This is a genomic window from Streptomyces sp. NRRL F-5650 (assembly GCF_000721365.1).
GTDB lineage: Bacteria > Actinomycetota > Actinomycetes > Streptomycetales > Streptomycetaceae > Streptomyces > Streptomyces ardesiacus.
Window position 1 is genome coordinate 14,672 of the sequence record NZ_JOGV01000062.1, and the last position, 26,103, is coordinate 40,774.

The following is a 26,103-nucleotide window of genomic DNA, read 5'->3' on the forward strand; positions in this document are numbered from 1 at the left end:
TTTTTCATTCCGAGACACCCGTCCCGACCCGCGAGACGATTTCGTCCCAGTAGCCGGGCATCGTCTCCCAGGGGTCGGCGAGACCGCCACGGTCCGTGCGGTCGGTGAAGTAGATCGTCGCGGCGCCCTGCCAGCGGGCTATGCGCAGCGCTTCCTCCAGGTGCCCCAGGGGCACGCCGTGGACGAAGTGGCAGAAGCGGTCGGGCGGATAGTCGGCACTCCACTCGGCCGCCTGGGACCAGCGGTAGTCGGCCCAGGAGCCGGAGAAGGTGACGAGCTGGTCGGCGTTCTCGGCGTAGCCGGGGCTGGGGTGGGTGCCGTGGCCGAGGACGATGTGGGCATCGTCACGTATCGCCCGCAGGGCGGTGACCGTGCGGCGGACCTCGGGAAGTGCGGCCCGTTCCGACGGGCAGCGGTCGAGGAGGAAGCCGTCGGCCCGGTACCAGTCGAGGTACCGGTGGGCGTCGGCGATCTGCTCGCCGAGGCTGCGGGCTCCGTACGCGGCGTCGAGATGCCCGAGGACGCGGACGCCCGCGTTGCGCAGTCGGCCGGCGGCCTCCAGGCAGCGCGGATCGGGGTGGGCGCCGGGGCCGTTGGCGACGTTGAGGACGACCCAGTGCAGCGGAGTGCCCGGACAGGTGAGGGCCGCCCACTCGTCGGGGGCGAGGAGAGGATGGGCCAAACCCGGAACACCGAACCCGCTACGGACGCCAGTACTCGCGGTGCCGAAGCCGGCCCCGGCACGGGCACGGGCACCGGCACCGGCACCGGCACCGGCACCGGCACCGATCAGATACGACATGCCGCCTCCATCCAGATGTCGGCGAGGGACTCCTCGAGGGCGATCCGGGGACGCCAGCCGAGCCGGTCGCGGGCGGTGCGCACGTCGGCCTGCTGCCAGCTTCCGCAGCCGTCGGGGTACGGGTGGGGGGCGGGTGCCTGGTGCTCCGGGTCGCTGCGCTCGCCGCGGCCTGCGAGGGGGTCCGGGCGGTGGTGGCCGAGCGCGTCGAGGCGGTGGCCGACGGACTCGGCGCGGGGGTGGCCGATGGTGGGCCGCAGGGCACCGGGGGGAACGTCGAGTTCGTGCAGGGCACCGCCGTAGCCGGCGACCCGGGCGAGGGTGGCGGCGGCGTCACGCAGGCGGACGGCCCGGCCCGAGCCGATGTTGATGACGCCCTGCGCGGCGGAGAGCGATGCGGCGTGCACCGCGCGGGCGACGTCCCGGACGTCGATGAAGTCGCGCTGGGCACCGAGTCCGCCGAGGCGCAGCTCGCCGTCGCCGGACTGCATCGCCCGCCGCATGGCTTCGGCGAGGCGGCCGAGCGGGGAGCCGGCGGGCGTGCCGGGCCCCGCGGGTGAGAAGACACGCAGGACGACGGCGTCCAGGCCGGAGCCGAGGACGAGTTCGGTGGCGGCGAGCTTGCTGACGCCGTACGGACCGCCGGGGCGGGGCACGGCGTCCTCCGCCGTGGAGGAGCCGGGCTGGCTGGGGCCGTACTCCGCGCTGCAGCCGACCTGCACCAGGCGGGCGCCGCAGCCGCTGCGGCGGAGGGCCTCGCAGACGGTGGCGACGGCGACGGTGTTGTGCCGGGTGAGTTCGCGGGCTCCGCCCCGGGTGGCGCCCGCGCAGTTGACGACCACTCCGGGATGGACCGCGTCGAGGAAACGGGTGAGGGCGCCGGGGCTGCCGGTGGCGAGGTCGAAGCGGACGTCGGCGTCGTCACCGCGGCCGAGCGCGGTGAGCTGGACGGCGGGGTCGGCGAGCAGACGGTCGGCGACGAAGCGGCCGATGTAGCCGTTGGCTCCGATCAGCAGAACTCTCATCGGGCGGCTCCCGGTGCCGAGGCGTCGGGTCGGGAGGTGGTCATCTGGGGGCTCCTTCAAGGGGTGATGCGAGGGTTTCGAGGTCGGGTGAACGGCTGTCGGTGCGCACGCTCAACGCGTCCGCTCCGTCGGCGCGTGGGCCGAGGCTCTGGTCAGCCGACGGGCCGCGTGGACCAGGAGGGTCAGGGCGCCGATCCCGCAGGCGGCCGTCGGAACACCGGCCGGGCCGCAGGCGGCGACCAGGATCTCCACGGGGACGCTCAGGAAGCCGCAGCCGGGCAGGCGGCCGGCGAAGGGCAGGGCCACGGCGACTGCCTCGGCGGTGGCCGTCGCGGTGAGGACCAGCCTGGAGGCGTGGGCGTGACCGTGCACGGTGAGCAGCCGGGCGAGCAGCAGCAGGGCACCCAGGGTGAGGCCCTGCGGATGGGCGGCCGGCTCGCCGAGCACCGCGCCGGTGAGCGCGAGCAGGGCCGCGAGAGCGCCAACGTACGCGGCGACCGTGCCGAGCAGCAGGGGCCGTACGGAGGCGGAGAAGTCGGCCAGGCCTCGGCTGGACGAGAGCCTGCGGCGGGCTCCGGCGGTGAAGAGGTGAGCGCACCCGGCGGCGGGCGCGTAGGACAGCGCCAGCGCCAGGACGGGGCCGGCGGTGACGGGCCACGGGTCGTCGGCGGTGCCGTGCGGAAGGGCGTCGGGCCCGCCGGTGAGGGCGTTGTCGAGGAGTCCGTCGCCGAGGAGGGCGTAACCGACCAGCCAGCAGGTCCAGGTGCTCGTGCTGCGCGTCGCGGCGCTCAGCGGCCCCCGACGCAGTGCCGCACCCAGGGCCAGGGTCACGGCGAGGACACCGACGGCGGCGGCGATCAGGCGCGGCCGGCCCTCGGTGAGCCGCAGGCAGGCCACGGCGACGCCGCACAACGCGCCGGGCAGCAGGGCGAGGACGACTCCGGCGGCGCGTGGCCCGCGTGGCCGGGACACCGGCCCTTCCACGGGGCGTGCCGGGCCGTCGCCCTCGCGCGGGACACGGGCGTACATCTCCTCGGCCAGGGAGAAGACGTCCCGATGGCGGAAGCGTGCGGCGGTCCGGTCAGTGACGCCGTGCGCCTCCAGGCCCGCCGCGATCTCCAGCGGGTCCACGGCGCGTTCGCACAGGTCGCGGTGCCGGTGCAGCAGTCCCTTGACGGGGTCCGCCGCGCCGGAGCGGCGTACGGCCGTCGCGGCCCCGGACCGCGCCCCTCGGCCGTCGCGGGCCGCTCCGCCGGCGACGACTCCCCCGGCGCCTCCCCCACGGCCGGCGTCAACAGGGCCGCCACCCCCGCGCGGGACACCTTCACGACCACCGGTCCCACGGACGTCGTCCCCCAGGGCCCCGCTCCCACAACCGGCACCACACCCACAACCGGCACGACACCCACACCCGAGCCTGCCACGACAGCAACCCTCAGCACGGCCCGGAGAGGGGCCGAAGCCCTCGCGAGCCCGCCCGCCGCCGCTCTCCGGACCTCGGTCCCCCGCCGCAGAACGCACGTACTCCCCCTCATCCGTCCCGTCGGCCAGACACATCCGTGAGCGTTCGTCCCAGGCGCCCGGGCTGCGCGGAGTCTCGGGCCGGTCCAGTTCGCCGATGCCGCTCATCGGGCCGCCCCCTCGGTCGCCGGCACCGCGGCCGTGGCTCGGACGGGGCCGTCCGTCGCCCAGCCCGGAACGCTCCGGCGTGGGCCGGGGCCACCGCAGACCGGCACACGGGCGACGGCGGGGTCGCTCCAGTGGCCGGGGACGTGGGCCTCGGCGGGAACGCCGAAGGGGAGGGGTTCGCCGGTGTCGTCGAGGACGACACGACGGACCGGCGTGCGCGAGAGGATCTCCAGGTAAATGCCGTGAAATGCCGCGATGTTCTGCTCGACGGTGAACAGCTCCAGTGCGCGGGCGCGCGCGGCGGCACCCAGCCGGTCACGGCGCTCGGGGTCGCGCAGCAGCGCCACGCACGCCTCGGCGAGCGCCCGCGGATTGCGCGGGGGCACGACCAGCCCGGTACCGCCGATGGCCTCCACCACCGCGCCGACGTCCGTCGACACCGTCGCGCGGCCGCAGAACATGGCCTCGACGAGCCCGGACGGGAACCCCTCGACCACGCTGGAGAGCACCACCAGGGCGCCCGAGGCGTACGCGTCGGCGCGGGACGGCAGTTCGGGTCCGCCGGTCTCCTCGAAGGCGACCGGGTTGCGCCCGACGGCGTGCGGACCGTCGGCCTCGTCCGGGAAGAGCTGCGCCGCCAGTGCCTTGCAGTGGGCGAGGTAGGCGGCGCCCTCCGGCCCTGACGGGGTGCCGACGATCCTGAGGCGCGTCCCGGGCTCGGCCCTGCGGATCTCCGCGAAGGCGTGCAGCAGCGAGACCAGGTCCTTGGCCGGCTCGACGCGTCCGACCCAGACGAGGGTCTGCGGGTCGGCGCACTCCGGGGACTCCGCCGCGTGGGCGAAGGGGGTCGCGTCCATGCCGGGGTGGACCGTGCGCAGCTTGGCGCGGTCGGCCCCGCAGCGCTCCTGCCAGCGGCGGGCGTGTGCGTTGCCGGACGTGATCACGGTTGCGCGCCGGTAGGTCTCGGCGGCCAGCCGACCGTGGAAGGAGGCGAGCAGGGTGCGTATCGCGGGCGAGGAATCGGGTTCCGTCAGGTAGTGCGTCCGCAGCCGCACGCCGTACTCGGTCACGAGCAGGGGGACGTCGCAGAAGTGCCGTGCGAGCAGGCCGGGCAGGGCGGCCGTGCCGCCGGAGGCCGCGTGGCACAGGTCCACCGAGCCGAGGTCGTCGTCCTCGTACCAGTCCAGGGACAGGGGGCGCAGGGCGCGTTCGAGGCGCGCGGCGACGGTCAGCAGGTCGGGAACGCGCGCCTGGCGTGCGGAGCTGTGGGCGCCGGGCGCGCGACAGGCGCGTTCGAGGGCACGGACGGCGGTCTCCGAGCGGAGTGCGGCGGGCAGCCCGCCCTCGTCGCGGGCGAGTTCGGCGAGCCCGTACAGCGCGCAGGCGAAACGGTCCGCCTCAAGGGCCGACCGCACTTCCGCCCCCTCACCCGACGCCGCTTCCGACGCCCCTTCCGACTCCCTGCCCGCACTCGCGGACGGTCCTCCGGGTGCTGCGGCGCACAGGACCGCCGCCAGCTCGCCGTAGCACTCGGCGAAGCGCCGGCGCGCGCGCCGTCCGTGGACGATGCCGTCATCCACGGACTCCCACAGCGGTGCGGTGCGCACCCCGCCGACCTGCGCCGGCAGCGGCACCCAGCCCCCGGCCTCTTCCTCCGCACTGCGGCTGAGGGCGTAGACGTCGAACTCGTGCCGGTCCAGGCCGCGCACGAGCCGGTCGCACCAGAGTCCGGCCTCACCGCCCACATACGGATAGCCACCCTCCGTAAGCAGTCCGATGCGCACGCGCGCACCCCCGATCTCCCGTTTGGGGAGCCGCCGTTGGCCCGGCGGCTCGCAGCGGGACGAACGTATGCGGACAAGGAGGTGGCGCGACGGACGGTTGTCCATCGCGCCACCAGAAGGGGTGAACGGTCGTAACTTTCCCGCGCGAGACGCGTTCGGTCGCGCTAGGAGATCAAGCAGTCACCGAATGCGATGCACTGGCCTGGCCCGGCCCGGCCAGCCCCCTGTCAACTGTTCGGGTAGGCCCAGGGGTTAGGGCGGCAGTCGATCCCGTCGTGGTCGACGAACTTCGTCTGCTGCTGCATGACCGGGGCGAGTTCGCCGTCCTTGTCGCAGGTGACGTGGTTGAAGCCGATGCGGTGACCGACCTCGTGGTTGATCAGCATCTGCCGGTAGGCGTGGATCGCATCGCCGTACGGTTCGGCGCCCTGCGCCCACCGGTAGGCGTTGATCATCACCCGCTGGGTGGCGGCCGAGTCGCAGGACACGTTGTCCTCGGTGGTGTCCAGGCCGGACTTGGCGCACCACTCGGCGGTGGTCCCGGGGCTGGCCAGGGTGATGACGAAACTGGGTTGGCCCGACTCGATGCGTTCGAAGGTGCGGGCGCCGTTGTGGGCCCAGCTCCGGTCGTCGTTGAGCGTCTTCTGCACGGCCTCGGCGAAGAGTTCGCCGTCGAGGCCGAGCCCCTGCTCCACGTCGATGCGGTAGGTGTACCGCTGCCCCTTCCCGGTCCCCTTGGCGATGCCCGGGACCGCGTCGAACTTCCCCGACCCCTTGAAGGTGGCGCTGAGCGGGTACGTCCTGCCCATCTTCTGCTCGTACGTCAGCGGCTTCGCGGACGTGGAGGCGGAGGGCGTCGGCCGTGCGTCGTCCCGTGACGCGGAGCCGTCGGCGTCCCGGGCCCGGTCCGCGGCCGACTGGGAGCGCGTGTCGCCCCCGTCCGTCCCGTCGGCCACCTGACCGGCCACGACGACGGCCAGCACCGTGGTGACGGCGGCCGCCGCGATGCCGGTGAAGGTCCGGCCCTTGGCGCCCTTGGCCGACGCGGGCTCACCCGTCGGCGACCGGTCCTCGGCGTCGTCGAGGACACCCCCGCCCCCGCCCCCGCGCCCGGCGGCATTCCCGTCGGCGGCGCCCCAGTCGGTGACGGAGGCGTAGGGGTCGGCGGGCCGCGCCGTGCCCGGCGCGCGGCGTGCGGGACGGGTCGCGAAGACGTCGTCGTCCGCGTCGGAGGCATCCGCGTCGAAGGCGTCGAGGTACTCCTGCCGCGGCCCTTCCCCGGGCGCCCGCCGCTGCCGCGGAAGGGGCGCGGCCGTCGCGGAGGGCGCCGGGGCGCCACCGGTGCCCACTCCGGGTGCGGGGCCGTACCCGGCACCGGACCGGCTGTTCAACTCGCCCCAGCCGCCACCGGGTTCCCGCTGCTCGGGGTGGCCGCCCCGGACCCCCGGCACACCCGCGCCCTGCACGGGGGTACCGCCCGGGAACCCGGGTACGCCCCGGGCGGGGGTGCCGTCGGGAAGCCTGGGGACACCCCGGCCCGGTGTGCCGTCCACCGGCCGCGGGAACTCGTGGGCCGGCGTGCCGCCCGGGAACGGCGCGCCGGTGCCGCCTCCCCGGCCCGGCCCGGGACCCGCGTACCCCAGGTGCATGCCCAGGGTCTCCCCGGGCGCCCCCCGGAACGCCTCCCGCGCCCTCTGGTCTCCCTGTTGCCCGTACGGCCCCTGCGCGGTCCCGTTGGACGGGCGCGGCGGTTCCGGGGCCGGCCCGCCGGTGCGCTTCTCACGTGTGGCGGCGTTCTCCGCGGCGTCGGCCCTGGGGGCGGGCCCACGGCGGCTGTGGCGTCCCACTTCGCGCCTCAGCCTCCTGTTGTCTGGTTGGCGGGCTCGCCGTCGACGGCCCCGTCGGTCCTTTCGCCACCCGTCGGACTTCCGCTGTCCACGGCGTCCGGTCCGTCCGCGGTGTGCGCGGCGCCCCCGGTGTCCGCGAGGAGTTCACGGAACGCCGTGGCCACGGCCTCCGGATACTCCATCATCGCCACGTGTCCGGCGTCCGGCAGGGTCAGCAGCCGGGAGTCGCGGAAGGCACGGGCGGCCCGCTGGGCCATGCGGTAGCCGACGAGTTGGTCCCGTCCACCGTAGACCAGGAGCGTGGGTGCGAGAACCCGCTCGGCCTGTCGCCACAGCCCGTGCTGGCCCCCCACCGTGTACGCGTTGACGAGTCCCCGGGTGGAACGGGCCATCGCGTCCCAGAAGTACGGCAGCCGCAGCCGCCGCTCCATCTCCTCCACGGCGTTGCGGAAGCCTTCCGGCGTCACCCGCCCGGGGTCGCCGTAGCACAGCGCGGTCACACCGCGGACCCGCTGCTCCGCCGTCCACTCCCGGGTGAGCCGGTTGAACAGCGGCACCACTCCGGGCAGCGCCAGCAGTCCCGTCGGCACGGCGGTGCGCTGCACGCGGATCTCCGGCAGCGCGGGCGAGACCAGGGTCAGCGTCCGCACCAGGTCGGGCCGCGCCGCGGCGACGCGGGTCGCGACGGCGCCGCCCAGCGAGTTCCCGAAGAGGTGCACGGGGCCCCGCCCGGCGGCGTCGAGGTGACGGACGACCGCACGCGCGTGGCCCGTGATCGAGTAGTCGCCGTCGTCCGGCGGCGGGGAGTCGCCGAACCCGGGCAGGTCGAGGGCCTCGCTGTCGACGACCCCGTCCAGCAGCGGCATGAGCGCGGACCAGTTCTGCGAGGAACCGCCGAGGCCGTGGACGTAGAGGGCGGGCGGCAGCCCCTCGCGGGCGGGCGGTCTCGACCGCACCGTCAGGGTGACGCCGGGAAGGCGGACCGACCTGAGCCGCTCCCCGTCCGCGACCCCGACGGCCGCGACCTTCGGCAGCACGTTGGCGGGCGGCGCGGAGGGCGGATCGGTCGCAGACATGCGGCAATGTTACGAGACGATCACGCAGTGGCTCATGTGTTCGCCGTCACAGACAGTTCGCCGTCACAGGCAGGTTCGACGCCACAGGCAGGTTCGCCGTCGCAGACAGTTTCGCCGTCACAGACAATGCGGTGACGGCCCGCGTGCGGGGTACGCATGCCATCGGGGCGAGGGCCGGCCGCGAGGACCGGGACGGGCGACGCATGGCATCCGGACCGGGAGTCTCCTACGCTCGTGAAGTGGGCACCCGCGTGTGGCCCCTGCACCCCAGGGACGTTCGTAGGAAGGGAGCCCAGCATGACCGTCGACCCGACCGACCCCGAGACCTTCGCCGACGAGGTGCCGGAAGCGGAGGAACGCGACGTGGAGGCACCCGACGCCGACACGGCCGAGCAGCGGGCGGACGTCGGGCAGGAGCGCGACGAACCGCTGACGGACGTCGACCCGGATCGCGCCAACGAGGCCGACCTCGCCGAACAGGCCCGGGTCGTCTCGCACGACGAGGACGACTACCGCTGAGGCGGGCGCCGGCGGGGCCGGTGCCGCCGAGGCGCCCACCGCCGGCGCCGCACAGGACAGGACTGCGCCGGACAGGGGCAGGAGGGAGGCCGTTTTTTGCCCGCCCTGATCCTTTTTGAAACCTCTCGTGTGGTTCTGGCCACCGTCCGGTCCGTGAAATTCTGCGCTCGCGGCTCACACACCGCGGTTACCGAAAAGTACGATGTCGACGCGGCGCACACCGCACGAGGACGACTATGGGAGGCGGCGTGACAGCCATCGAGCAGACAGAGGCGGTACGCCCGCGGGGCACACGCCTTCCCCGCCGAGCCCGACGCAACCAGTTGCTGGGCGCCGCACAGGAAGTCTTCGTGGCCCAGGGGTACCACGCGGCCGCGATGGACGACATCGCCGAGCGCGCCGGGGTCAGCAAGCCGGTGCTCTACCAGCACTTCCCCGGCAAGCTCGACCTCTACCTCGCCCTGCTGGACCAGCACTGCGAGGCGCTGATCCAGTCCGTGCGCAGCGCGCTCGCGTCGACCTCCGACAACAAGCAGCGCGTCCGCGCGACGATGGACGCGTACTTCGCCTACGTCGAGGACGACGGCGGCGCGTTCCGACTGGTGTTCGAGTCGGACCTGACCAATGAGCCCGCCGTGCGCGAGCGCGTGGACAAGGTCACCAACGAGTGCGCCGAGGCGATCTGCGACGTCATCGCCGAGGACACCGGCCTCTCGCGCGCGGAGTCCATGCTGCTGGCCTCCGGCCTGGGCGGCCTCGCGCAGGTGGTGGCGCGTTCCTGGCTGCACAGCGACCGCAGCGTCCCGCGCGACCAGGCGGTGCAGCTCCTGACCTCGCTGGCCTGGCGCGGCATCGCGGGCTTCCCGCTGCACGGCACCGAGCAGCACTGATCAGCACTGACCGCCACCGCGCGGATTCTGTTCCCGTCGGCTGTTCGCTCCTGGCGTTCTCCGGCGCAGCGTGTACGTCCCCTCACCGGGCTAATGTGTGCTGGTACGGCGCGTAAGATCGCGCACTCACTGACCGTCGGAGGGACATAGCCGTGGAGGTCAAGATCGGCGTGCAGCACGCGCCCCGCGAGATCGTTCTGGAGAGCGGTCAGAGCGCCGAGGAGGTCGAGCGCGTGGTGGGCGAGGCGCTGGCCGGCAAGTCGCAGCTGCTGAGCCTCGTGGACGAGCACGGCCGCAAGGTCCTGGTGCCGGCCGACCGTCTCGCCTACGTCGAGATCGGCGAGCCGGCTCCGCGCAAGGTGGGCTTCGGCGCGCTGTAGTCGGCGACGCGGACGACGGACGCTGACGGGTGGGCCCGGCGGGAATCTCCGCCGGGCCCACCCGTCTTCGCGTTCACCCGCCGCCGTCCTCCCGTTCACGCCCCGCCTCCCGTTCATGCCCCGCCTCCCGATCGCATCCCGCCTTCCGGTTCGCATCCCGCCTCCGGTTCGCATTCACATACGGAGCACAGTTCACCCACAGGGGGAGGATTGTGTTCCGCAGGTCAGGGGTAAGTCGGCTGTGACCGTTTGGGGCAGGCCGGCCGCGTGGGAGGGACCCCGACATGCTCTTGGAAGCGTTCAGCGCCGCGATCCTCGGATTGACCCTGGCATGGGCCGCCGCGCGCCGTCTGCCCCACCGCCTGCCCGCCCGGCTCCTGGTCCTGCCGACCGGTGTCGCGGGGGCCCTCTTCGGGGCGTTCGTCACGCACACCGCGCTGGGCGCCGGAGGGCTCGTGCCGGTGCTCCTGGGTTCTGCGACGCTCTCCGCGGCCTCGCTCTCGCTGCTGCTGCGTCCCGCGGGACGGCTCCGGCGCAGCTCGGCGACCGCCTGACGGCAGCCGCCGCACCGCCGGAGCACCGCGTTCGGGGACACCCGGCCGGAGCCCCGCGTTCGGGGACACCCGGCCGGAGCCCCCCGGGCGGGCAGGGCGGGCCGGCAGAGGTCAGGCGGCCAGCCCCAGCGCCGCCATCCGCTTCGTGTGCGCCTCGGTGATCCGGGAGAACATCTTGCCGACCTCCGCCAGGTCGAAGCCGTCCGCGACCCCGCCCACGAGCATCGTCGACAACGCGTCCCGGTCGGCCACCACCCGCTGGGACTGCGAGAGCGCCTCCCCCATCAGCCGCCGTGCCCACAGGGCGAGCCGCCCGCCCACGCGGGGGTCGGCGTCGATCGCCGCGCGCACCTTCTCCACGGCGAACCCGGCGTGCCCGGTGTCGTCGAGCACGGCGAGGACCAGCTCGCGGGTGTCCGAGTCGAGGCGGGCGGCGACCTCGCGGTAGAAGTCACTGGCGATGGAGTCGCCGACGTAGGCCTTGACGAGCCCTTCGAGCCAGTCGGAGGGGTCGGTCTGCTTGTGGAAGCCGTCGTAGGCGGCCACGAACGGTTCCATGGCCCCCGTCGGCTCCTCGCCGATCTCGGCCAGCCGGTCGCGCAGCCGCTCGAAGTGGTGGAACTCCGCGGACGCCATCTTGGCCAGCTCCGCCTTGTCCGCCAGCGTGGGCGCCAGCTTGGCATCCTCCGCGAGCCGCTCGAACGCCGCCAGCTCGCCGTACGCGAGGGCGCCGAGCAGGTCCACGACCGCGGCGCGGTACTGCGGGTCGGCCGCGGCCGACTCCCAGTCCCTGGCGGCGACCGGGGTGGCTCCGGCGCTGCCCGGGGTACCTGCGGTTCCGGCGGTCTCGGTGGGTGCGTCTGCGGCGGTGCCAGGCTTGTCAGAGCTCGTCATGCAGCGCACAATAGTCCGCTCTTCGGGGGTGGTAAGGCCCTGGTCAGTGAGTGTGACGACGACTACGTGAGCAAATCGGCCATCGCGTGTGCGCGAATCCGGGGTATGGTGGTAAAGCGCCTGCCGAGTATGTGACGTACGGGTACGTGACATCGTCGTCGGGCCGCACGCATGAGGATGCCCGGTCGGTGGCCCGATCGGCTCCGACCCGACAAGCCCTCCTGCCGTACGCCGAACTGCGTACGGAGCCCGGAGGGGGACCCTCAGTGGTACGAGCGCTGGAGCGTCGACAGAGGTCCCGTGTCTCACGGCTCACCCGTAAGGCAGCCGACGTCCCCGACACGGTCCGGCACGACCCGCGCGCTCGCCTCGCACCACGCACACAGAAGAGGCAGCACCCTGACTACGACGTTCCGATCCCTCGGGATCCTCCCCGAGACCGCCGAAGCCCTCGAAGCCGTCGGCATCACCAACCCCTTCCCGATCCAGGAGCTGACGCTCCCCGTGGCCCTGTCGGGCACGGACGTGATCGGCCAGGCCAAGACCGGCACCGGCAAGACGCTGGGCTTCGGCCTCCCGCTCCTCGAGCGCGTCACCGTCCCCGCCGACGTCGAGGCGGGCCGCGCGGCGCCCGAGTCCCTCACCGACGCCCCGCAGGCCCTCGTCGTCGTCCCGACGCGCGAGCTGTGCCAGCAGGTCACCAACGACCTCCTCACCGCCGGCAAGGTGCGCAACGTCCGCGTCACCGCGATCTACGGCGGCCGGGCCTACGAACCTCAGGTGGAGGCCCTGAAGAAGGGCGTCGACGTGATCGTCGGCACCCCGGGCCGCCTGCTGGACCTGGCGGGCCAGAAGAAGCTGAGCCTCAAGCACGTCAAGTGCCTGGTCCTCGACGAGGCCGACGAGATGCTCGACCTGGGCTTCCTGCCCGACGTCGAGAAGATCATCAACATGCTGCCGGCCCGGCGCCAGACCATGCTGTTCTCGGCGACCATGCCGGGCGCGGTCATCGGACTCGCCCGCCGCTACATGTCGCAGCCGACGCACATCCGCGCCACCTCGCCGGACGACGCGGGCGCGACGGTGGCGAACACCAAGCAGTTCGTCTACCGCGCGCACAACATGGACAAGCCCGAGATGGTGGCCCGCATACTGCAGGCCGAGGGCCGCGGTCTGGCCATGGTCTTCTGCCGCACCAAGCGCACCGCCGCCGACCTTGCCGACCAGCTCAAGCAGCGCGGTTTCGCCTCCGGCGCGGTCCACGGCGACCTCGGCCAGGGCGCCCGCGAGCAGGCCCTGCGCGCCTTCCGCAACGGCAAGGTGGACGTGCTCGTCTGCACCGACGTCGCCGCCCGCGGCATCGACGTCGAGGGCGTGACGCACGTCATCAACTACCAGTCGCCGGAAGAGGAGAAGACGTACCTCCACCGCATCGGCCGCACCGGCCGCGCGGGCGCGAAGGGTACGGCGATCACCCTGGTCGACTGGGACGACATCCCCCGCTGGCAGCTGATCAACAAGGCTCTCGACCTGGGCTTCAACGACCCGGCCGAGACCTACTCCACCTCCCCGCACCTGTACACCGACCTCGGCATCCCCGAGGGCACCAAGGGTGTCCTGCCGCGCTCCGAGCGCACCCGCGCCGGTCTCGACGCGGAGGAGCTCGAGGACCTGGGCGAGCCGGGCGGACGCGGTGGCCGCGGGCGCGGCGACCGGAGCGGCCGGGGCGGCCGTGACGACGCGCGCTCCGGCGACCGCGACCGCGACCGCCCGTCCCGGACGACGCCGCGCCGTCGCCGTCGGATGCGCGGCGGTGCCCCGGTGGACGCGGAGGCCGCCGCGAGCCCCGCGGCCGAGGCCGTGACCGGCGGTGCGGACGGCGCCGCCGACGAGGGGCCCCGCACACTGCGCCGCCGGCGCCGTACGCGCGGCGGGGAGCCGTCGCGCCGTCCGGAGACGGCCGCGACGACCGAGGTCCCCGCACCGCAGACCGCCGAGGTCAGCGCTCCCGCGCCTTCCGAGGTCGCGGAGGCCGTGGCGGAGGTCGTGACCGACGCCCCGGCGAAGCCGCGCCGCCGCCGTACCCGCAAGGCCGCGGAGGCCCCGGTGGCCGCCGAGGCGACGTCCGTTGAGGCCCAGGCCGTCGTCGAGTCCCCCGCCGTCGTCGAAGCCCCGGCGGTCGTCGAGGCCCCTGCGGCCGAGGCTCCCGTCGAGAAGCCGCGCCGCCGCACCCGCAAGGCCACGGCCGCCGAGGAAACGGTGGACACGGCAGAAGCCACGGCCGAGTCGGCCGAGACCAAGCCGAAGGCGCGCCGCACCCGGAAGACGGCTGCTGCGAAGGCCGAGGCCCCCGCCGAGGCAGCCACCGACACCGCCGAAGGCACCGAGGCCAAGCCCAAGACCCGCCGCACCCGCAAGACGGCCGACGCCACCGCACCGGGAACCCACCGCACCGGCACCGGAGGCCGAAACCGAGGCCAAGCCGCGCCGCACCCGCAAGACGGCCGCCGCCAAGACCGAAGCCCCCGCCGAGGCAGCCACCGACACCGCCGAAGGCACCGAGGCCAAGCCCAAGACCCGCCGCACCCGCAAGACCGCCGCCGTCGGCGAGGCCGCCGCGGAGATTCCGGCGCAGGCATCGCAGGAGCCGGAGGCCGCACCGCGGCGTCGGACCCGTAAGGCCGCGGCCGCCGTCGAGGCGCCCGTCGAGGCCGCCGACGCGGTGGAGGCGAAGCCGAAGGCCCGGCGCACCCGCAAGGCGGCCGCCGCCCCGCAGCCCGTGGAGGCCGGCGCCCCCGGACGCCCGCGCGTACCGGCTGCGTACCGCGCGCGGTGAGTTCGCCGTCGTCGACTCACCGGTGGCCCACGGGGTCGCGCCGAGGGGCGTGGTGGTGATGCTGCCTGGGTTCACGGGGAGCAAGGAGGACTTCACGCTGCTGCACCGGCCGCTCGGTGCCCGCGGGTACCGCACGGTCGCCGTGGACGGGCGGGGACAGTACGAGTCGGACGGGCCCGAGCACGACGAGGCCGCGTACGCCCGGCCCGAGCTGGCCCGGGACGTGCTGGCGCAGGTCGCCGCCCTCGGGACGCGTGTGCATCTCCTCGGGCACTCCCTTGGCGGTCAGATCGCGCGGGCCGCCGTCCTGCTCGACCACGCCCCGTTCCTGTCCCTCACGCTGATGTCCTCGGGCCCGGCACGGATCTCCGAGTCCCAGCGGCGGCGGGTGAAGCTGCTGCGGGACGCGCTGGCCACGATGACGATGGCGGAGGTCTGGGAGGTGATGCAGGCCATGGGCCCACCGGAAGAGGCCGGCGCCCCGGCCCCCGCCCACGGCCCGGAGGACCCGGTACGCCTCCGCGACCGCTGGCTGGGCACCAGGCCGGCGCAGTTGCTCGCCACGGGGCGCCAGTTGTGCACCGAGCCGGACCTCGTGGCGGAGCTGGCCGCCGTGCCGCTGCCGTACCACGTGCTGTCGGGCGCCTACGACGACACCTGGCCCGTGCCCTTCCTGGACGAGATGGCCCTACGGCTGGACGCGCGCCGGACGGTCGTCGTGGGCGCCGAGCACTCCCCCAACACCGACCAGCCCCTGCCGACCGCCCGCGCCCTCGCCGGCTTCTGGGACGACCACCCCGGGCCGGCCTAGTACTGCGCCCGCAGGTGCTCCCAGAATCCGTCGCGCAGCGCCCGTCGCAGGTCGGCCTGGCCGCGCAGGGAGTACTGGAGCAGCCCCTCGGCCTCGACCAGCAGGTCCTGGTCCACGGAGCCGGGGAGGTAGGGGTGGCCGGGGAGCAGCTCCACCAGGGTGTCGCGGCCCCGTTCCGCGAGCCACTTCGCCGCGATCTGCGCGCCCGTGAAGCGGACGTCCTCGCGCGCGGGGCGCGGGGCGACCGGCCCCTCGACGGAGTGGGCCGCGCGCCGGGAGACGTACGGCTTGAAGAAGTCGAGGTCGAGGGTGCGCTGGCTGTCGACCTCCCAGAGCAGCGGCTCGGCCTGGTTGCGGCCCTCCGGCGTCTCGATGCCCCACAGGTGGACGCGGGCGCCGTACCCCTGGGCCGCCTCGACTGCCGACACCAGGTCCTCGTCGCCGCCGAGCAGGGCCGCGTCGCTGATCGCGCGGTGCCGGGCGAGGGACTCCAGGTCGGTGCGGATGAGGGAGTCGACGCCTTTCTGCTGGTTGTTCGCGTTCAGATTGCCCAGGCGGACCTTGACGTCCGGCAGCTCGGCGATGGACTGCTGCTCGGCGGTGTGAATGCGGCGCCGGGCGCCGTCGTACCAGTACACGCGCAGCAGGCGGCTGTCCGCGAAGACGGTGCGGGCCCGGTCGATGAGCGCCTCGATCAGCCCCTCGGCGTCCAGGTCGAAGGCCCTGCGGTCCTCGGTCCCGGCGACCAGCCGACCCGCCGCCGCGTACAGGTACCCGGCGTCGACGAAGATCGCGTGGGTCGAGGGGGTCTTCGCCACCTCGGCGAGCATGCGCTGGAGCAGCTCGTTCGTGCGATCGATGCGAGCGTTCAGGGGGGCGAGGTCGTCGTTCATCACCTCCATTGTCCCGGCCGTCACGCTACGAACACAACCGGTCCCGGTCAGTCTTGCGGCCGGCACTTGCCCGCCGGACCCGCCCTCGCCCCCGTAACAAGCGACTTACTTGTCAGTAATTAGCCGTGCGAAAAATTTCCTTAGCGTAGGGAATGTTTGCAGAGGGCATCCCGTTGACCACTACGGGAGCCCGGGCACCGACGACCCAGGAGCCACACCAGTAGTTCTCCGCAGGGGGATGACCAGATCAAGGGAGAGGCCATGCGCTTTGAAGTCATGCGACTCGACGACGTCGACGGGACCCCCGTGGACACGACTGTCGTGGACGCCGCCTCCGTGAACCGCATCGTTCAGCAGGCCGCCGCCATCGGGCAGCGCCTGTGGATCCGCCCCGCCGAGACCTCGGCCTTGTAACGCGGACCGTTCGCACCTGCACGGAGCCCCCGCACGGAATGCCGTGCGGGGGCTCCGTCGTCGCGCGTCGCGCTCACGCACCCTGGACCACCTGCGTGACGCCGTTGATGATCTGCTGCACGGCGATCGCGGACAGCATCATGCCGGCGAGGCGGGTCACCAGGACCACGCCGCCGTCCTTGATCACCCTGATGATCAGCAGCGAGTACCGCATCACCAGCCACAGCACCACGTGGATCGCGAGGATCGCCGCCCACACCGAGACCTGCGTGGTCACGCTGTCCGCCTTCTGCACGGCCAGGATGACCGACACGATCGCCCCGGGCCCGGCGAGCAGGGGCATGCCGAGCGGGACGAGGGCGACGTTGACGTCCTTGGTCTGCTTCGGCTCGTCCGTCTTGCCGGTGAGCAGGTCGAGGGCGATCAGCAGGAGCAGCAGTCCGCCCGCGATCATCAGGGCAGGCACGGAGACGTGCAGGTAGTCCAGGATCTGGTGCCCGAGCAGCCCGAAGACCGTGATCACGCCACCGGCGACGCAGACTGCCTGGAACGCCATCCGCCGCTGCACCTTGGCGGGTCGGCCGGCAGTCAGCGCGAGGAAGATCGGGGTGATCCCGGGGGGATCCATGATGACAAAAAGGGTCAGGAAGAGAGAGCCGAAGACGGCGACGTCGAACATGGGTGTGTTACTGGCCTTGCGGAAGAGAAGGAAGGGGTGGAGGAGGTCGCGCGGGGGTGAGGCTCAGACCCCGCCGGCCCCCGGCACGGGGAACGCCCCGAACGCCCGACGCGTGATCTCCCCGTAGACCTCGGGGTCGGTCGTGTACTCGCCGAGCACACAGGTCTTGCGGCTGCCGTGGTAGTCGCTCGAGCCGGTCACCAGCAGGCCCAGCTCCTTCGCCGTCCCGCGCAGCCGTGCCCGCGTGTCCGCGTCGTGGTCCATGTGGTCGACCTCGATGCCGTCGAGCCCGGCGGCCGCCAGCTCGGCGATCGCGGCCTCGGACACCGTGCGGCCCCGCTTGACGGCGGCCGGGTGCGCGAACACGGCGACGCCGCCCGCACCCTTGATCAGCCGGATCGCCTCGAAGGGGTCGGTCTCGTGCTTCTGCACGTGGGCCCGGCCGCCGTCGGCCAGCCAGTCCGGGGTGAAGGCGTCGTTCACGGTCGGGACGACGCCCAGTTCCACGAGGGCGGAGGCCACGTGCGGACGGCCGACCGAGCCGCCCCCGGCGATCCTGGCGACCTGCTCCCAGGTGACCGGCACGCCCAGCTCGTTGAGCCTGGCGACCATGGCCCGGGCCCGGGGCACCCGGTCGTCCCGGACCAGCTCGCGCTCGGCGAGCAGGGCGGGCTCCTCGGGGTCGAAGAGGTAGGCCAGCATGTGCATGCTGACGCCGTCGAGGCGGCAGGAGAGCTCGGCGCCGGTGACGAGGGTGAGCCCCTCGGGCAGCGCGGCGATCGCCTCGGCGTGACCCCGGGTGGTGTCGTGGTCGGTCAGCGCGACGACGTCAAGGCCGGTCGCGGCGGCCTTGCGCACCAACTGGGCCGGGGTGTCCGTGCCGTCGGACGCCGTGGAGTGGGTGTGCAGATCGATGCGCACGACGCTGACTCCAGGCGGTGACGGGACGGGTGGGGACACTCAAGGATAACCAGAACCCAGCCCCCCGCCGTCACACCCGCAGCACCACTGCGCCCCCTACACCCCCGGCCCACCGGCGCCCGCGCCACCCCCGCACCCCATCCACACCGGGCCCCCATCCGCACCGGGCCCGCACCCGCACCCGCACCCGCACCGGCACCGGCACCGGCACCGGCGGAGCGTCACGGCACCGTCGGCTCGATCAGTCGCGGCGACAGCGCCCCGCACGGCACCAGCTCCACCTCGGCACCCGCGTCCCGCAGGTCGGTCAGCACCAGTTCCTCGTACATCAGCAACCCCGACCGCTCGGGCCACACGACGGCCCACAGCCACATCCCGAGGGCCTCACCGGCGAAGACGGCACGGTCGACGGGGCCGCCGGAGACGTGCCAGAGCGGGGTGGGCCGGCCCGCGGCCAGGACCTTGACCTGGGGCGGCTTCTCGACGTCCATGTACGGACCGGGGTCGGGGGCGTCCAGGCCCGCGTACCGCGCACCCAGACCGACGCCGAGCTCCTCGGCGACCAGGATCAGCTCACCGATGCCGCCCAGCGGACCGGGCCCGGAACAGGCGACGGCGGTCGCCCGGCCGCCGCTGCGGTCGTCCCCCGCGCAGGCGACGCCGGTGAACAGCCAGCCGACCGGCAGCGGCCAGGGCATCCACACCGGCACCTGCGTGCGGTGCACCACGACGCCGAGCGCCTCGACGCTGGGCGGGAGCACGGGCTGCAGCGGGTGCACGGTTCCGTGCAGGTCGCACTGCCAGGAATCGGCGAAGAGGCCGGGAGCCCTGACCCGGCCACCACACTTCGGGCAACTGGGTTCGCCCCTCATAGAGCCCCACGGTCCTACCCTCGCCCGCCCACGTCAAGGACGATCACCCATCCGGTCGGGAGGGTGCCGGACGGGCCCGCCACCCGATAACTAGGTGCATGTTGCATTAATTAGCAGAGCTAACTTACTATGTGTATACGCCAACCATTTGGCACCGTCTCGTCGGCATTGGAGAGCAAGCAATGGATCCCTTCGACGCGGGTGCGGGCGGCATCCTGCGGCAGCCCAAGGCCGTGTGGGCGACCGCGGGAGCCTCCGTCGTGGCCTTCATGGGCATCGGGCTGGTGGACCCGATCCTCCCGTCCATCGCCAAGGGCCTGGACGCGAGCGCCGGACAGGTCTCGCTCCTGTTCACCTCGTACTTCCTCATCACCGCCCTGGCCATGCTGGTCACCGGCTTCGTCTCCAGCCGCATCGGCGGCCGCAAGACCCTGCTGCTCGGCCTGGCCTTCGTCGTGGTCTTCGCGGGCCTCGCCGGCACCTCCGACACCGTCGGCCAACTGGTCGGCTACCGGGCCGGCTGGGGACTGGGCAACGCCCTGTTCGTCTCGACGGCCCTCGCGGTGATCGTCGGCGCGGCGGCCGGGGGCAGCGCCGCCGCGATCCTGCTCTACGAGTCCGCCCTCGGCCTCGGCATGGCCTGCGGTCCGCTGCTGGGGGCGCTGCTCGGCGACGCGAGCTGGCGCTACCCGTTCTTCGGCACGGCCTTCCTGATGGCGATCGGCTTCCTGTGCATCTCGGTGTTCCTCAAGGAACAGCCGAAGCCGGCCCGCAAGACCTCGCTGCTCGACCCGATCAGGGCACTGGGCCACGGCGGCCTCGCCTCCGCCGCGGTCTCCGCGTTCTTCTACAACTACACGTTCTTCACCGTGCTGGCCTTCACCCCGTTCGTGCTGAACATGACGCCCTACAAGTCCGGCGCCGTGTTCTTCGCCTGGGGCGTGCTGCTCGCCGTCTTCTCGGTGCTGGTGGCGCCGCGCATGCAGCGGCGTTTCGGTTCGCTCAAGGTGCTCGGCGGCTCGCTGGTGCTGCTCGCGGCGGACGTGCTCGTGCTCGGGTACGGCAATCACACCGCCGCCATCGTCTGCACGATCCTGTCCGGCGCGTTCATCGGCGTGAACAACACCGTCTACACCGAGCTGGCCCTCGGGGTATCGGACGCGCCGCGTCCGGTGGCGAGCGCGGGCTACAACTTCGTGCGCTGGTTCGCCGCCGCGGCCGCGCCCTACTTCGCACCGAAGATCGAGGAGTGGACCGACGTCCACATCCCGTTCGTGGTGGCGGCGGTGACCGCCGTGCTCGGCGCGGCCGTGGTCGCCGTACGGCGCCGCGCGCTCACCCACGACGCGGAGGAGCTGGAGCCGAAGCACGCGGCCGAGGACTCGGTCACGGTCTTCGCCGACTGAGACCGGCCGCCCGGTGCGGGCGGGCGCGGCGCCGTACTGCGGCCGGCCGGAGCCGGTCGCCGCCCAACCCGCGAGACGCACCGGTGAGTTGTGTCACTCCGGTGCGTCAGTCCAGGGGTACGGACCTGCGGAACGGATCGCGCAGGTCCGTTCCGTGGTTCAGCCAGCGCTCCTGGAGGGCGGGCGCGCCGTGCACGCGCTTCCAGGCGGCCTCGTTCGGCGTCATCGGCAGCAGCGGCAGGAACCGCACCGGGTCCAGTGGGGCGTCCAGCTCCAGATCCTCCACCAGGCCGCCGGGCTCGGCGACCAGGACCGAGGTGAACGGGGCCCCGGGCCACAGCGGCTCACCGACGTCCAGCGAGGCGCCGGGCGCCACGATCACACCCTCGACCTGCGGGGACGCGGCCAGTACGGCGAGCGGGCGCAGCACCTTGCCGGTGTCGGCCGCCCCGGCCCGCACGGAGAGCAGCAGCTCGGCGCGGGGACCCTTGACCGGGTCGGCCAGCACCGCCGTGGGGTCCGCCATGGGCTGGGCCGACATCCCGAGGGTGGCGTAGCGGACGACGTCGCCCTCCTGGCCGGCGGCGGGGAAGCGCAGCACCTCGATGCGGTCGGCGCCGAGGAAGGTGACCGCCGCGCGCGCGTCCGGCTCGCCCAGCGCGGTGCGCAACCGGGCCTCGACCAGAGGAAGAACATCAGCCATGCGGCGAGCATAGAACTCGTCGCGAAGAGGCAAAGCGGCACCTTGACACGTCGGTCGACTGATACTCTGGGCCAGCGGTTCGGGGCAGCACGCAGCGCGTCGCGATCAAGTCCCCGACGCTGTGCAATCTCCCCTACGGGGAACCCCTCCAAACAAGGGGAATGGATCGTCCCTCACGAGGGACCGGCCGGAGGAGGTGGGGCTGGCATGGACCGAAGTCGACCGTGCAGTACCACTCGCTCTTCCGGCCACTGACCGAGCTGTTTTCGGTTCTTCCCGCTGCCGCTTCCGGTTCGCGCGCCTTCACACGGAAGAGCACTTCGTCCCGTTTTGCCTGATCTTTTGTCTGATCCGGTCCGCCGACGCGATCACCTTGGGTCCGTGTCGACCGCGCCGATCCGTGTCAGAAGCTGAATCAGCAGCGAAGTCGGTCACCGCGACGGTGCGGTGCCCCCCGCTTTGTGGACGCGCCGAGCACGCGTGGTCAGGACGTCCTCATTCCGGGCGGTTCCATCCGTCACCGGCCCTTTTCGCTGCCCGCCGCGAAGGAGCCTGCCATGTCGATGATCCGTGACCTGCGCGCCGTGGTCCGCCCGTCCCGTGTCTCCCTGCGCAAGGACAGCAGTCCCTACGACACCACCCGCGACCCGGCGACCGCCTCCGCCGTCGTCGACTGCGCGGTCTACCGCGACGGCAAGCGCGTGCGCACCGACGTGCCGCTCACCCCGCACACGGCGATGCGCCAGGTGCGCCGCGACGGCGGCTTCGTCTGGATCGGCCTGCACGAGCCCACCGAGGCCGAGTTCGCCGGTATCGCCCGGGAGTTCGGGCTGCACCCGCTGGCCGTGGAGGACGCCGTCCAGGCCCACCAGCGGCCCAAGCTGGAGCGCTACGACGACTCCCTGTTCACGGTCTTCAAGACCGTCCACTACGTCGACCACGACCAGCTCACCGCCAACAGCGAGGTCGTCGAGACCGGCGAGGTCATGTGCTTCACCGGGCGGGACTTCTTCATCACCGTCCGGCACGGCGGCCAGGGCTCGCTGCGCGCCCTGCGGTGCCGGCTCCAGGAGGACCCCGAGCTGCTGCTCAAGGGCCCCTCGGCGGTGCTGCACGCCATCGCCGACCACGTCGTCGACGGCTACATCGCGGTCGCCGACGCGGTGCAGGACGACATCGACGAGGTCGAGACGGAGGTGTTCTCGCCGGGCCGCAAGGGCACCCCGCGCGGCACGGACGCCGGCCGGATCTACCAACTCAAGCGCGAGGTGCTGGAGTTCAAGCGTGCGGTGGCGCCGCTGCTGCGTCCGATGCAGTTGCTCAGCGAGCGGCCGATGCGGCTGGTCGACCCGGAGATCCAGAAGTACTTCCGGGACGTCGCCGACCACGTGGCACGCGTGCAGGAGCAGGTCATCGGCTTCGACGAACTGCTGAACTCCATCCTCCAGGCCAACCTGGCCCAGGCGTCCGTCGCGCAGAACGAGGACATGCGCAAGATCACCTCGTGGGCCGCGATCATCGCCGTGCCGACCATGGTCTGCGGCGTGTACGGCATGAACTTCGACTACATGCCGGAGACGCACTGGAAGTACGGCTACCCGCTGGTCCTGTCGATCACGGTCGCCCTCTGCCTCGGCATCCACCGCACGCTCAAGCGCAACGGCTGGCTCTGAACCCGCCCGCGGGCCCGCGGATAGGGTGACCGCATGACTAGCGAGCTGCTCGAGAAGGCCCTGATCGAGGAGGCCACCAAGAAGTCCGGCCTCATCTGGGTCAAGGGCCCCGGGGTGCCCGCCCGGGCGCTGTGGCACGTCTGGCACGAGGGCGCGGCCTGCGTCGTCGGCGACGGCCCGGGCGAGCAGCCGCTGCCGGGGCTGGCCGACGGGGCCGCGGCCGAGGTGACGGTGCGCAGCAAGGACAAGGGCGGCCGGCTGGTCTCCTGGGCCGCGCGGGTCGTGGAGCTGCCGTCCGGCTCCCAGGCGTGGCAGGCGGCGGTCGGCGACCTCAAGGGCAAGCGGCTGAACGCCCCGGACGGCGAGGCGATGACCGACCGCTGGGCCCGCGAGTGCCGGGTGCTGCGCCTGGAGCCGACGGGGGCCACCGCGCCGCTGCCCGACGGCTCGCTGGCCCGGGCCCCGCTCGGGAGTCCGGCCACGACCCGGCACCCGGTGCCGGCGGGGCTGCCCCGGCTGCTGCTGAAGCGGCGGCGACGCCGGTAGGTCCGGTCCGGTTCAGGAGGCGGGCAGTTGTCCGCCGTAGTCCAGGGTGTCGTCCTTCGCCGGCTGCTCCAGCGCGAAGTCCTTGTTCCAGTCCGAGAAGCCGATCGTGCCCGCGCTGCCCGCCCGCACCAGGCGCAGCGGGTACGGCGTGCCCTCCAGGGAGACGTCCAGCGAACCGCCCGCGCCCTCGTCCCCGGTGATCCGCACGGTGCGCACGCCCGCCTGCTCGTGCCGGCCGTCGGTCTTCACCGTGCCGTGCAGGGTCAGCAGTCCGTCGAGGAGGACGTCCTTGTCCGTGAAGCCGCTGAACTTCTTGTACACGGGGTCGCTCTGCGGCACCTTCACGTACTTGCCGGCCAGCTTGTCGGCCGCCTTGGCGTCGCCGTCGCCGTGGCTCCAGAACGTGGCGTCGGCCTTGAGGAAGAGCTGCTCGCCGACGCGCAGCAGCCCGAACGTCGTACCCTGCGCGGCCACCGACCCGGTGCCGCCGTCGGCCTTGAGCCGCATGTCGAGGGTGTACGTGCCGCCCCCGGCCTCCACCGTGCCGTGCAGGCGCACCGTGCCGGCGGCCTCGGCGGCCGTGGTGGCCCTGGCGTGGATCTCGTCGGCGGGGAGCTTGCCCAGGCCGTTGGTGCCCGCGTCGGGGTCCTCGCCGCCGCACCCCGTCAGCCCGGCCCCCGTCAAGGCCAGGGCGCACACCGCGCCCAGCCGGGCGGCCCTGCGGATTCGGCGCCGGGGAGTCACAGACACAGGTGGGACTGCCTTTCTGACAGGGCTGACACGGGGCCGACGGGCGTCGGCGGCGAGCCGACCGGGCCAGGCCGCAGCGTACCGGGGCCGGTCGGGGCCGACGGAGCCAGTCCGTCCGGACCGGCCGCCAGGGCGATGCCGATCGGGACGGGCTAGCCTGAAGCGCGTCCGAGCGGGCAATTCGGAAAAGAGACACCCTACGAATCAGCCTTCACGCAATCGCGCCCGGTCCCGCGCGGCGCGAGACGTGAGGAAAGGAGCCGCGGCCATGGCAGCGGGCGCCCCCCGGATCTTCGTCTCCCACCTCTCGGGCATCGCCGTGTTCGACCCGGCCGGTGACCAGGTGGGCCGGGTACGCGATCTGGTCGTCATGCTCCGTGTCGGCCGCAAACCCCCGCGTGTGCTCGGGCTGGTCGTCGAACTCCCCACCCGCCGCCGGATCTTCCTGCCCATGACGCGGGTCACCGGCATCGATTCCGGCCAGGTCATCACCACCGGCGTGCTCAACGTCCGGCGTTTCGAGCAGCGCCCCACCGAACGCCTCGTCTTCGGCGAGCTGCTCGACCGGCGGGTCACGCTCACCGAGACCGGGGAGGAGGTCACGGTGCTGGACCTGTCGGTGCAGCAGCTCCCCGCCCGCCGGGACTGGGAGATCGACAAGGTCTTCGTCCGCAAGGGCCGCAGGGGCGGCGCGTTCCGCCGCAACAAGGGCGAGACGCTGACCGTCGAGTGGTCCGGCGTCACGGGCTTCTCCGTCGAGGAGCAGGGGCAGGGCGCCGAGAACCTGCTGGCCACGTTCGAGCAGTTGCGCCCCGCCGACCTCGCCAACGTCCTGCACCACCTGTCCGCCAAGCGCCGCGCCGAGGTCGCCGCCGCCCTCGACGACGACCGCCTGGCCGACGTGCTGGAGGAGCTGCCCGAGGACGACCAGATCGAGATCCTCGGCAAGCTCAAGGAGGAGCGCGCCGCGGACGTCCTGGAGGCGATGGACCCCGACGACGCCGCCGACCTGCTCGGCGAGCTGCCCGAGGCGGACAAGGAGCGGCTGCTGAGCCTGATGCAGCCCTCCGACGCGGCCGACATGCGGCGGCTGATGGCGTACGAGGAGCACACGGCCGGCGGCCTGATGACGACCGAGCCGATCGTGCTGCGGCCCGACGCGACCGTCGCCGACGCCCTGGCCCGCATCCGCAACCCCGACCTGTCCCCGGCGCACGCCGCCCAGGTGTACGTCTGCCGCCCGCCCGAGGAGACCCCGACCGGCAAGTACCTGGGCACCGTCCACTTCCAGCGGCTGCTGCGGGACCCCCCGTACACGCTGGTCGGCTCGATCCTCGACGACGACCTGCAGCCCCTGGAGCCGGACGCCGCGCTGCCCGTGGTCGCCGGGTTCTTCGCCGCGTACGACATGGTCGCGGCGCCCGTCGTCGACGACTCCGGGGCGCTGCTCGGCGCGGTCACCGTCGACGACGTCCTGGACCACATGCTGCCCGACGACTGGCGGGAGACCGAGTACCACCTGGACGACGCGGCCGGGACGACGGGGGAGGTGGGCGCCGGTGGTGCCTGAGCGCGAGACGACGGCCCGGGAGCGCGCCGCGTCCGGGGCGACCGCGGCCTCCCGGGCCCGGACCCGCCTCGACCAGCCCCGCCCGCCGCGCCGCAGGCTGCTGCCCGAGTGGGACCCGGAGGCGTTCGGCAGGCTCTCCGAGCGCATCGCCCGGTTCCTGGGCACCGGGCGGTTCATCGTCTGGATGACGATCGTCATCATCCTGTGGGTGCTGTGGAACGTGGCGGCCCCGACCGCCCTGCGGTTCGACGAGTACCCGTTCATCTTCCTGACCCTGGCCCTGTCGCTCCAGGCCTCCTACGCCGCCCCGCTGATCCTGCTCGCGCAGAACCGGCAGGACGACCGGGACCGGGTCAACCTGGAGCAGGACCGCAAGCAGAACGAGCGCTCGATCGCCGACACCGAGTACCTGACCCGGGAGATCGCCGCCCTGCGCATCGGCCTCGGCGAGGTCGCCACCCGCGACTGGATCCGCTCCGAGCTGCAGGACCTGGTCAGGGACCTGGAGGAGCGGCAGGACGGCCGGCGGCCGCAGCAGGGGGTATTCCCGGCGGACCGGTCCGCGGGACGTGACGTACACGACCGCTGACGGGGCTTTCCGTGCCCCGTGGGCGGCGCCGTACCATCGTGTT

Annotated in this window: 24 protein-coding genes and 1 pseudogene; 12 read left to right on the forward strand and 13 right to left on the reverse strand. The window is 73.1% G+C overall.

From position 1 onward, the window contains the following. Nucleotides 1–4 precede the first annotated feature (4 nt). The 6 genes from IG88_RS0134810 to IG88_RS0134835 form a co-directional block, all read right to left on the reverse strand. Nucleotides 5–802, reverse strand: coding sequence for a spherulation-specific family 4 protein (locus IG88_RS0134810; protein WP_078861693.1), 798 nt, complete (start codon nt 800–802; stop codon nt 5–7). Continuing rightward, nucleotides 790–1,824 (reverse strand): NAD-dependent epimerase/dehydratase family protein, encoded by a 1,035-nt coding sequence (locus IG88_RS0134815; RefSeq protein ID WP_031049997.1) that lies wholly within the window; start codon nt 1,822–1,824, stop codon nt 790–792. The genes IG88_RS0134810 and IG88_RS0134815 overlap by 13 nt, the downstream gene beginning before the upstream one ends. 111 nt (nt 1,825–1,935) lie before the next feature. Then, on the reverse strand, nt 1,936–2,955 hold the full coding sequence (locus tag IG88_RS0134820; protein WP_420712113.1) for a hypothetical protein: 1,020 nt from the start codon (nt 2,953–2,955) through the stop codon (nt 1,936–1,938). A 494-nt stretch (nt 2,956–3,449) separates the two neighbouring features. Then, the gene (locus IG88_RS0134825; protein ID WP_031050000.1) at nt 3,450–5,237 is read right to left on the reverse strand and encodes a DUF3492 domain-containing protein; all 1,788 of its coding nucleotides are present in this window, start codon (nt 5,235–5,237) and stop codon (nt 3,450–3,452) included. Nucleotides 5,238–5,464: 227 nt separating this feature from the next. Then, nucleotides 5,465–7,084 (reverse strand): DUF3152 domain-containing protein, encoded by a 1,620-nt coding sequence (locus IG88_RS0134830; RefSeq protein WP_031050002.1) that lies wholly within the window; start codon nt 7,082–7,084, stop codon nt 5,465–5,467. Between the two features lie 8 nt (nt 7,085–7,092). Continuing rightward, on the reverse strand, nt 7,093–8,160 hold the full coding sequence (locus tag IG88_RS0134835; protein ID WP_031050004.1) for an alpha/beta fold hydrolase: 1,068 nt from the start codon (nt 8,158–8,160) through the stop codon (nt 7,093–7,095). A 297-nt stretch (nt 8,161–8,457) separates the two neighbouring features. Between IG88_RS0134835 and IG88_RS0134840 the strand changes: the two genes are divergently transcribed. From IG88_RS0134840 to IG88_RS0134855, 4 genes are all read left to right on the forward strand, one after another. Beyond that, nucleotides 8,458–8,679 (forward strand): hypothetical protein, encoded by a 222-nt coding sequence (locus tag IG88_RS0134840; protein WP_030400708.1) that lies wholly within the window; start codon nt 8,458–8,460, stop codon nt 8,677–8,679. Nucleotides 8,680–8,927: 248 nt separating this feature from the next. Beyond that, nucleotides 8,928–9,569, forward strand: a complete 642-nt coding sequence (locus IG88_RS0134845) for a TetR/AcrR family transcriptional regulator (RefSeq protein ID WP_030400709.1) — start codon at nt 8,928–8,930, stop codon at nt 9,567–9,569. A 152-nt stretch (nt 9,570–9,721) separates the two neighbouring features. Continuing rightward, nucleotides 9,722–9,949, forward strand: coding sequence for a DUF3107 domain-containing protein (locus IG88_RS0134850; protein WP_007444428.1), 228 nt, complete (start codon nt 9,722–9,724; stop codon nt 9,947–9,949). Between the two features lie 284 nt (nt 9,950–10,233). Further along, nucleotides 10,234–10,503: a hypothetical protein gene (locus IG88_RS0134855; protein WP_031050009.1), complete on the forward strand. Its 270-nt coding sequence runs from the start codon at nt 10,234–10,236 to the stop codon at nt 10,501–10,503. A gap of 111 nt (nt 10,504–10,614) precedes the next feature. Here the strand turns inward: IG88_RS0134855 and IG88_RS0134860 are convergent, their stop codons facing one another. Next, complete coding sequence (locus tag IG88_RS0134860; protein WP_031050012.1) at nt 10,615–11,397, reverse strand: ferritin-like domain-containing protein; 783 nt, start codon at nt 11,395–11,397, stop codon at nt 10,615–10,617. Nucleotides 11,398–11,889: 492 nt separating this feature from the next. Between IG88_RS0134860 and IG88_RS39460 the strand changes: the two are divergent. Together IG88_RS39460 and IG88_RS0134875 are read left to right on the forward strand one after the other, a co-directional pair. Beyond that, nucleotides 11,890–14,233: pseudogene (locus IG88_RS39460) on the forward strand (DEAD/DEAH box helicase). Further along, nucleotides 14,214–15,044, forward strand: coding sequence for an alpha/beta fold hydrolase (locus tag IG88_RS0134875; RefSeq protein WP_031050085.1), 831 nt, complete (start codon nt 14,214–14,216; stop codon nt 15,042–15,044). The pseudogene IG88_RS39460 and the gene IG88_RS0134875 overlap by 20 nt, the downstream one beginning before the upstream one ends. Here the strand turns inward: IG88_RS0134875 and IG88_RS0134880 are convergent. Further along, nucleotides 15,041–15,937, reverse strand: a complete 897-nt coding sequence (locus IG88_RS0134880; protein WP_031050014.1) for an NYN domain-containing protein — start codon at nt 15,935–15,937, stop codon at nt 15,041–15,043. The two genes, IG88_RS0134875 and IG88_RS0134880, sit on opposite strands and share 4 nt — an antisense overlap. A gap of 261 nt (nt 15,938–16,198) precedes the next feature. Here IG88_RS0134880 and IG88_RS43025 point away from each other — a divergent pair, with 261 nt between their 5' ends. Continuing rightward, on the forward strand, nt 16,199–16,351 hold the full coding sequence (locus tag IG88_RS43025) for a hypothetical protein (RefSeq protein ID WP_037837350.1): 153 nt from the start codon (nt 16,199–16,201) through the stop codon (nt 16,349–16,351). Between the two features lie 73 nt (nt 16,352–16,424). Here the strand turns inward: IG88_RS43025 and IG88_RS0134890 are convergent, their stop codons facing one another. The 3 genes from IG88_RS0134890 to IG88_RS0134900 all read right to left on the reverse strand — a co-directional run bounded on the left by IG88_RS0134890 (nt 16,425) and on the right by IG88_RS0134900 (nt 18,823). Further along, nucleotides 16,425–17,030 (reverse strand): MarC family protein, encoded by a 606-nt coding sequence (locus IG88_RS0134890; RefSeq protein WP_030400714.1) that lies wholly within the window; start codon nt 17,028–17,030, stop codon nt 16,425–16,427. 63 nt (nt 17,031–17,093) lie between these two features. Continuing rightward, nucleotides 17,094–17,951 (reverse strand): PHP domain-containing protein, encoded by an 858-nt coding sequence (locus IG88_RS0134895; protein ID WP_031050017.1) that lies wholly within the window; start codon nt 17,949–17,951, stop codon nt 17,094–17,096. A 221-nt stretch (nt 17,952–18,172) separates the two neighbouring features. Further along, nucleotides 18,173–18,823 (reverse strand): DUF6758 family protein, encoded by a 651-nt coding sequence (locus IG88_RS0134900; RefSeq protein ID WP_031050019.1) that lies wholly within the window; start codon nt 18,821–18,823, stop codon nt 18,173–18,175. A 182-nt stretch (nt 18,824–19,005) separates the two neighbouring features. Here IG88_RS0134900 and IG88_RS0134905 point away from each other — a divergent pair, with 182 nt between their 5' ends. Next, entirely contained in the window at nt 19,006–20,229 is a 1,224-nt protein-coding gene (locus IG88_RS0134905) for an MFS transporter (protein ID WP_031050023.1), read from the forward strand. A gap of 106 nt (nt 20,230–20,335) precedes the next feature. Here IG88_RS0134905 and IG88_RS0134910 read toward each other — a convergent pair whose 3' ends face one another. After that, nucleotides 20,336–20,932 (reverse strand): suppressor of fused domain protein, encoded by a 597-nt coding sequence (locus IG88_RS0134910; RefSeq protein ID WP_031050026.1) that lies wholly within the window; start codon nt 20,930–20,932, stop codon nt 20,336–20,338. Between the two features lie 557 nt (nt 20,933–21,489). Here IG88_RS0134910 and IG88_RS0134915 point away from each other — a divergent pair. Both IG88_RS0134915 and IG88_RS0134920 read left to right on the forward strand, forming a co-directional pair. After that, on the forward strand, nt 21,490–22,605 hold the full coding sequence (locus tag IG88_RS0134915; RefSeq protein WP_031050029.1) for a magnesium and cobalt transport protein CorA: 1,116 nt from the start codon (nt 21,490–21,492) through the stop codon (nt 22,603–22,605). Between the two features lie 33 nt (nt 22,606–22,638). Then, on the forward strand, nt 22,639–23,151 hold the full coding sequence (locus IG88_RS0134920) for a hypothetical protein (RefSeq protein ID WP_031050030.1): 513 nt from the start codon (nt 22,639–22,641) through the stop codon (nt 23,149–23,151). A gap of 12 nt (nt 23,152–23,163) precedes the next feature. On the opposite strand, the gene IG88_RS0134925 is transcribed toward IG88_RS0134920, so the two are convergent. Further along, on the reverse strand, nt 23,164–23,901 hold the full coding sequence (locus tag IG88_RS0134925) for a hypothetical protein (RefSeq protein ID WP_031050032.1): 738 nt from the start codon (nt 23,899–23,901) through the stop codon (nt 23,164–23,166). Between the two features lie 268 nt (nt 23,902–24,169). Here IG88_RS0134925 and IG88_RS0134930 point away from each other — a divergent pair, with 268 nt between their 5' ends. Together IG88_RS0134930 and IG88_RS0134935 are read left to right on the forward strand one after the other, a co-directional pair. Further along, complete coding sequence (locus tag IG88_RS0134930) at nt 24,170–25,471, forward strand: magnesium transporter MgtE N-terminal domain-containing protein (protein WP_031050034.1); 1,302 nt, start codon at nt 24,170–24,172, stop codon at nt 25,469–25,471. Further along, the gene (locus IG88_RS0134935) at nt 25,461–26,060 is read left to right on the forward strand and encodes a DUF1003 domain-containing protein (protein ID WP_031050036.1); all 600 of its coding nucleotides are present in this window, start codon (nt 25,461–25,463) and stop codon (nt 26,058–26,060) included. The genes IG88_RS0134930 and IG88_RS0134935 overlap by 11 nt, the downstream gene beginning before the upstream one ends. The last annotated feature ends 43 nt before the right edge of the window (nt 26,061–26,103 follow it).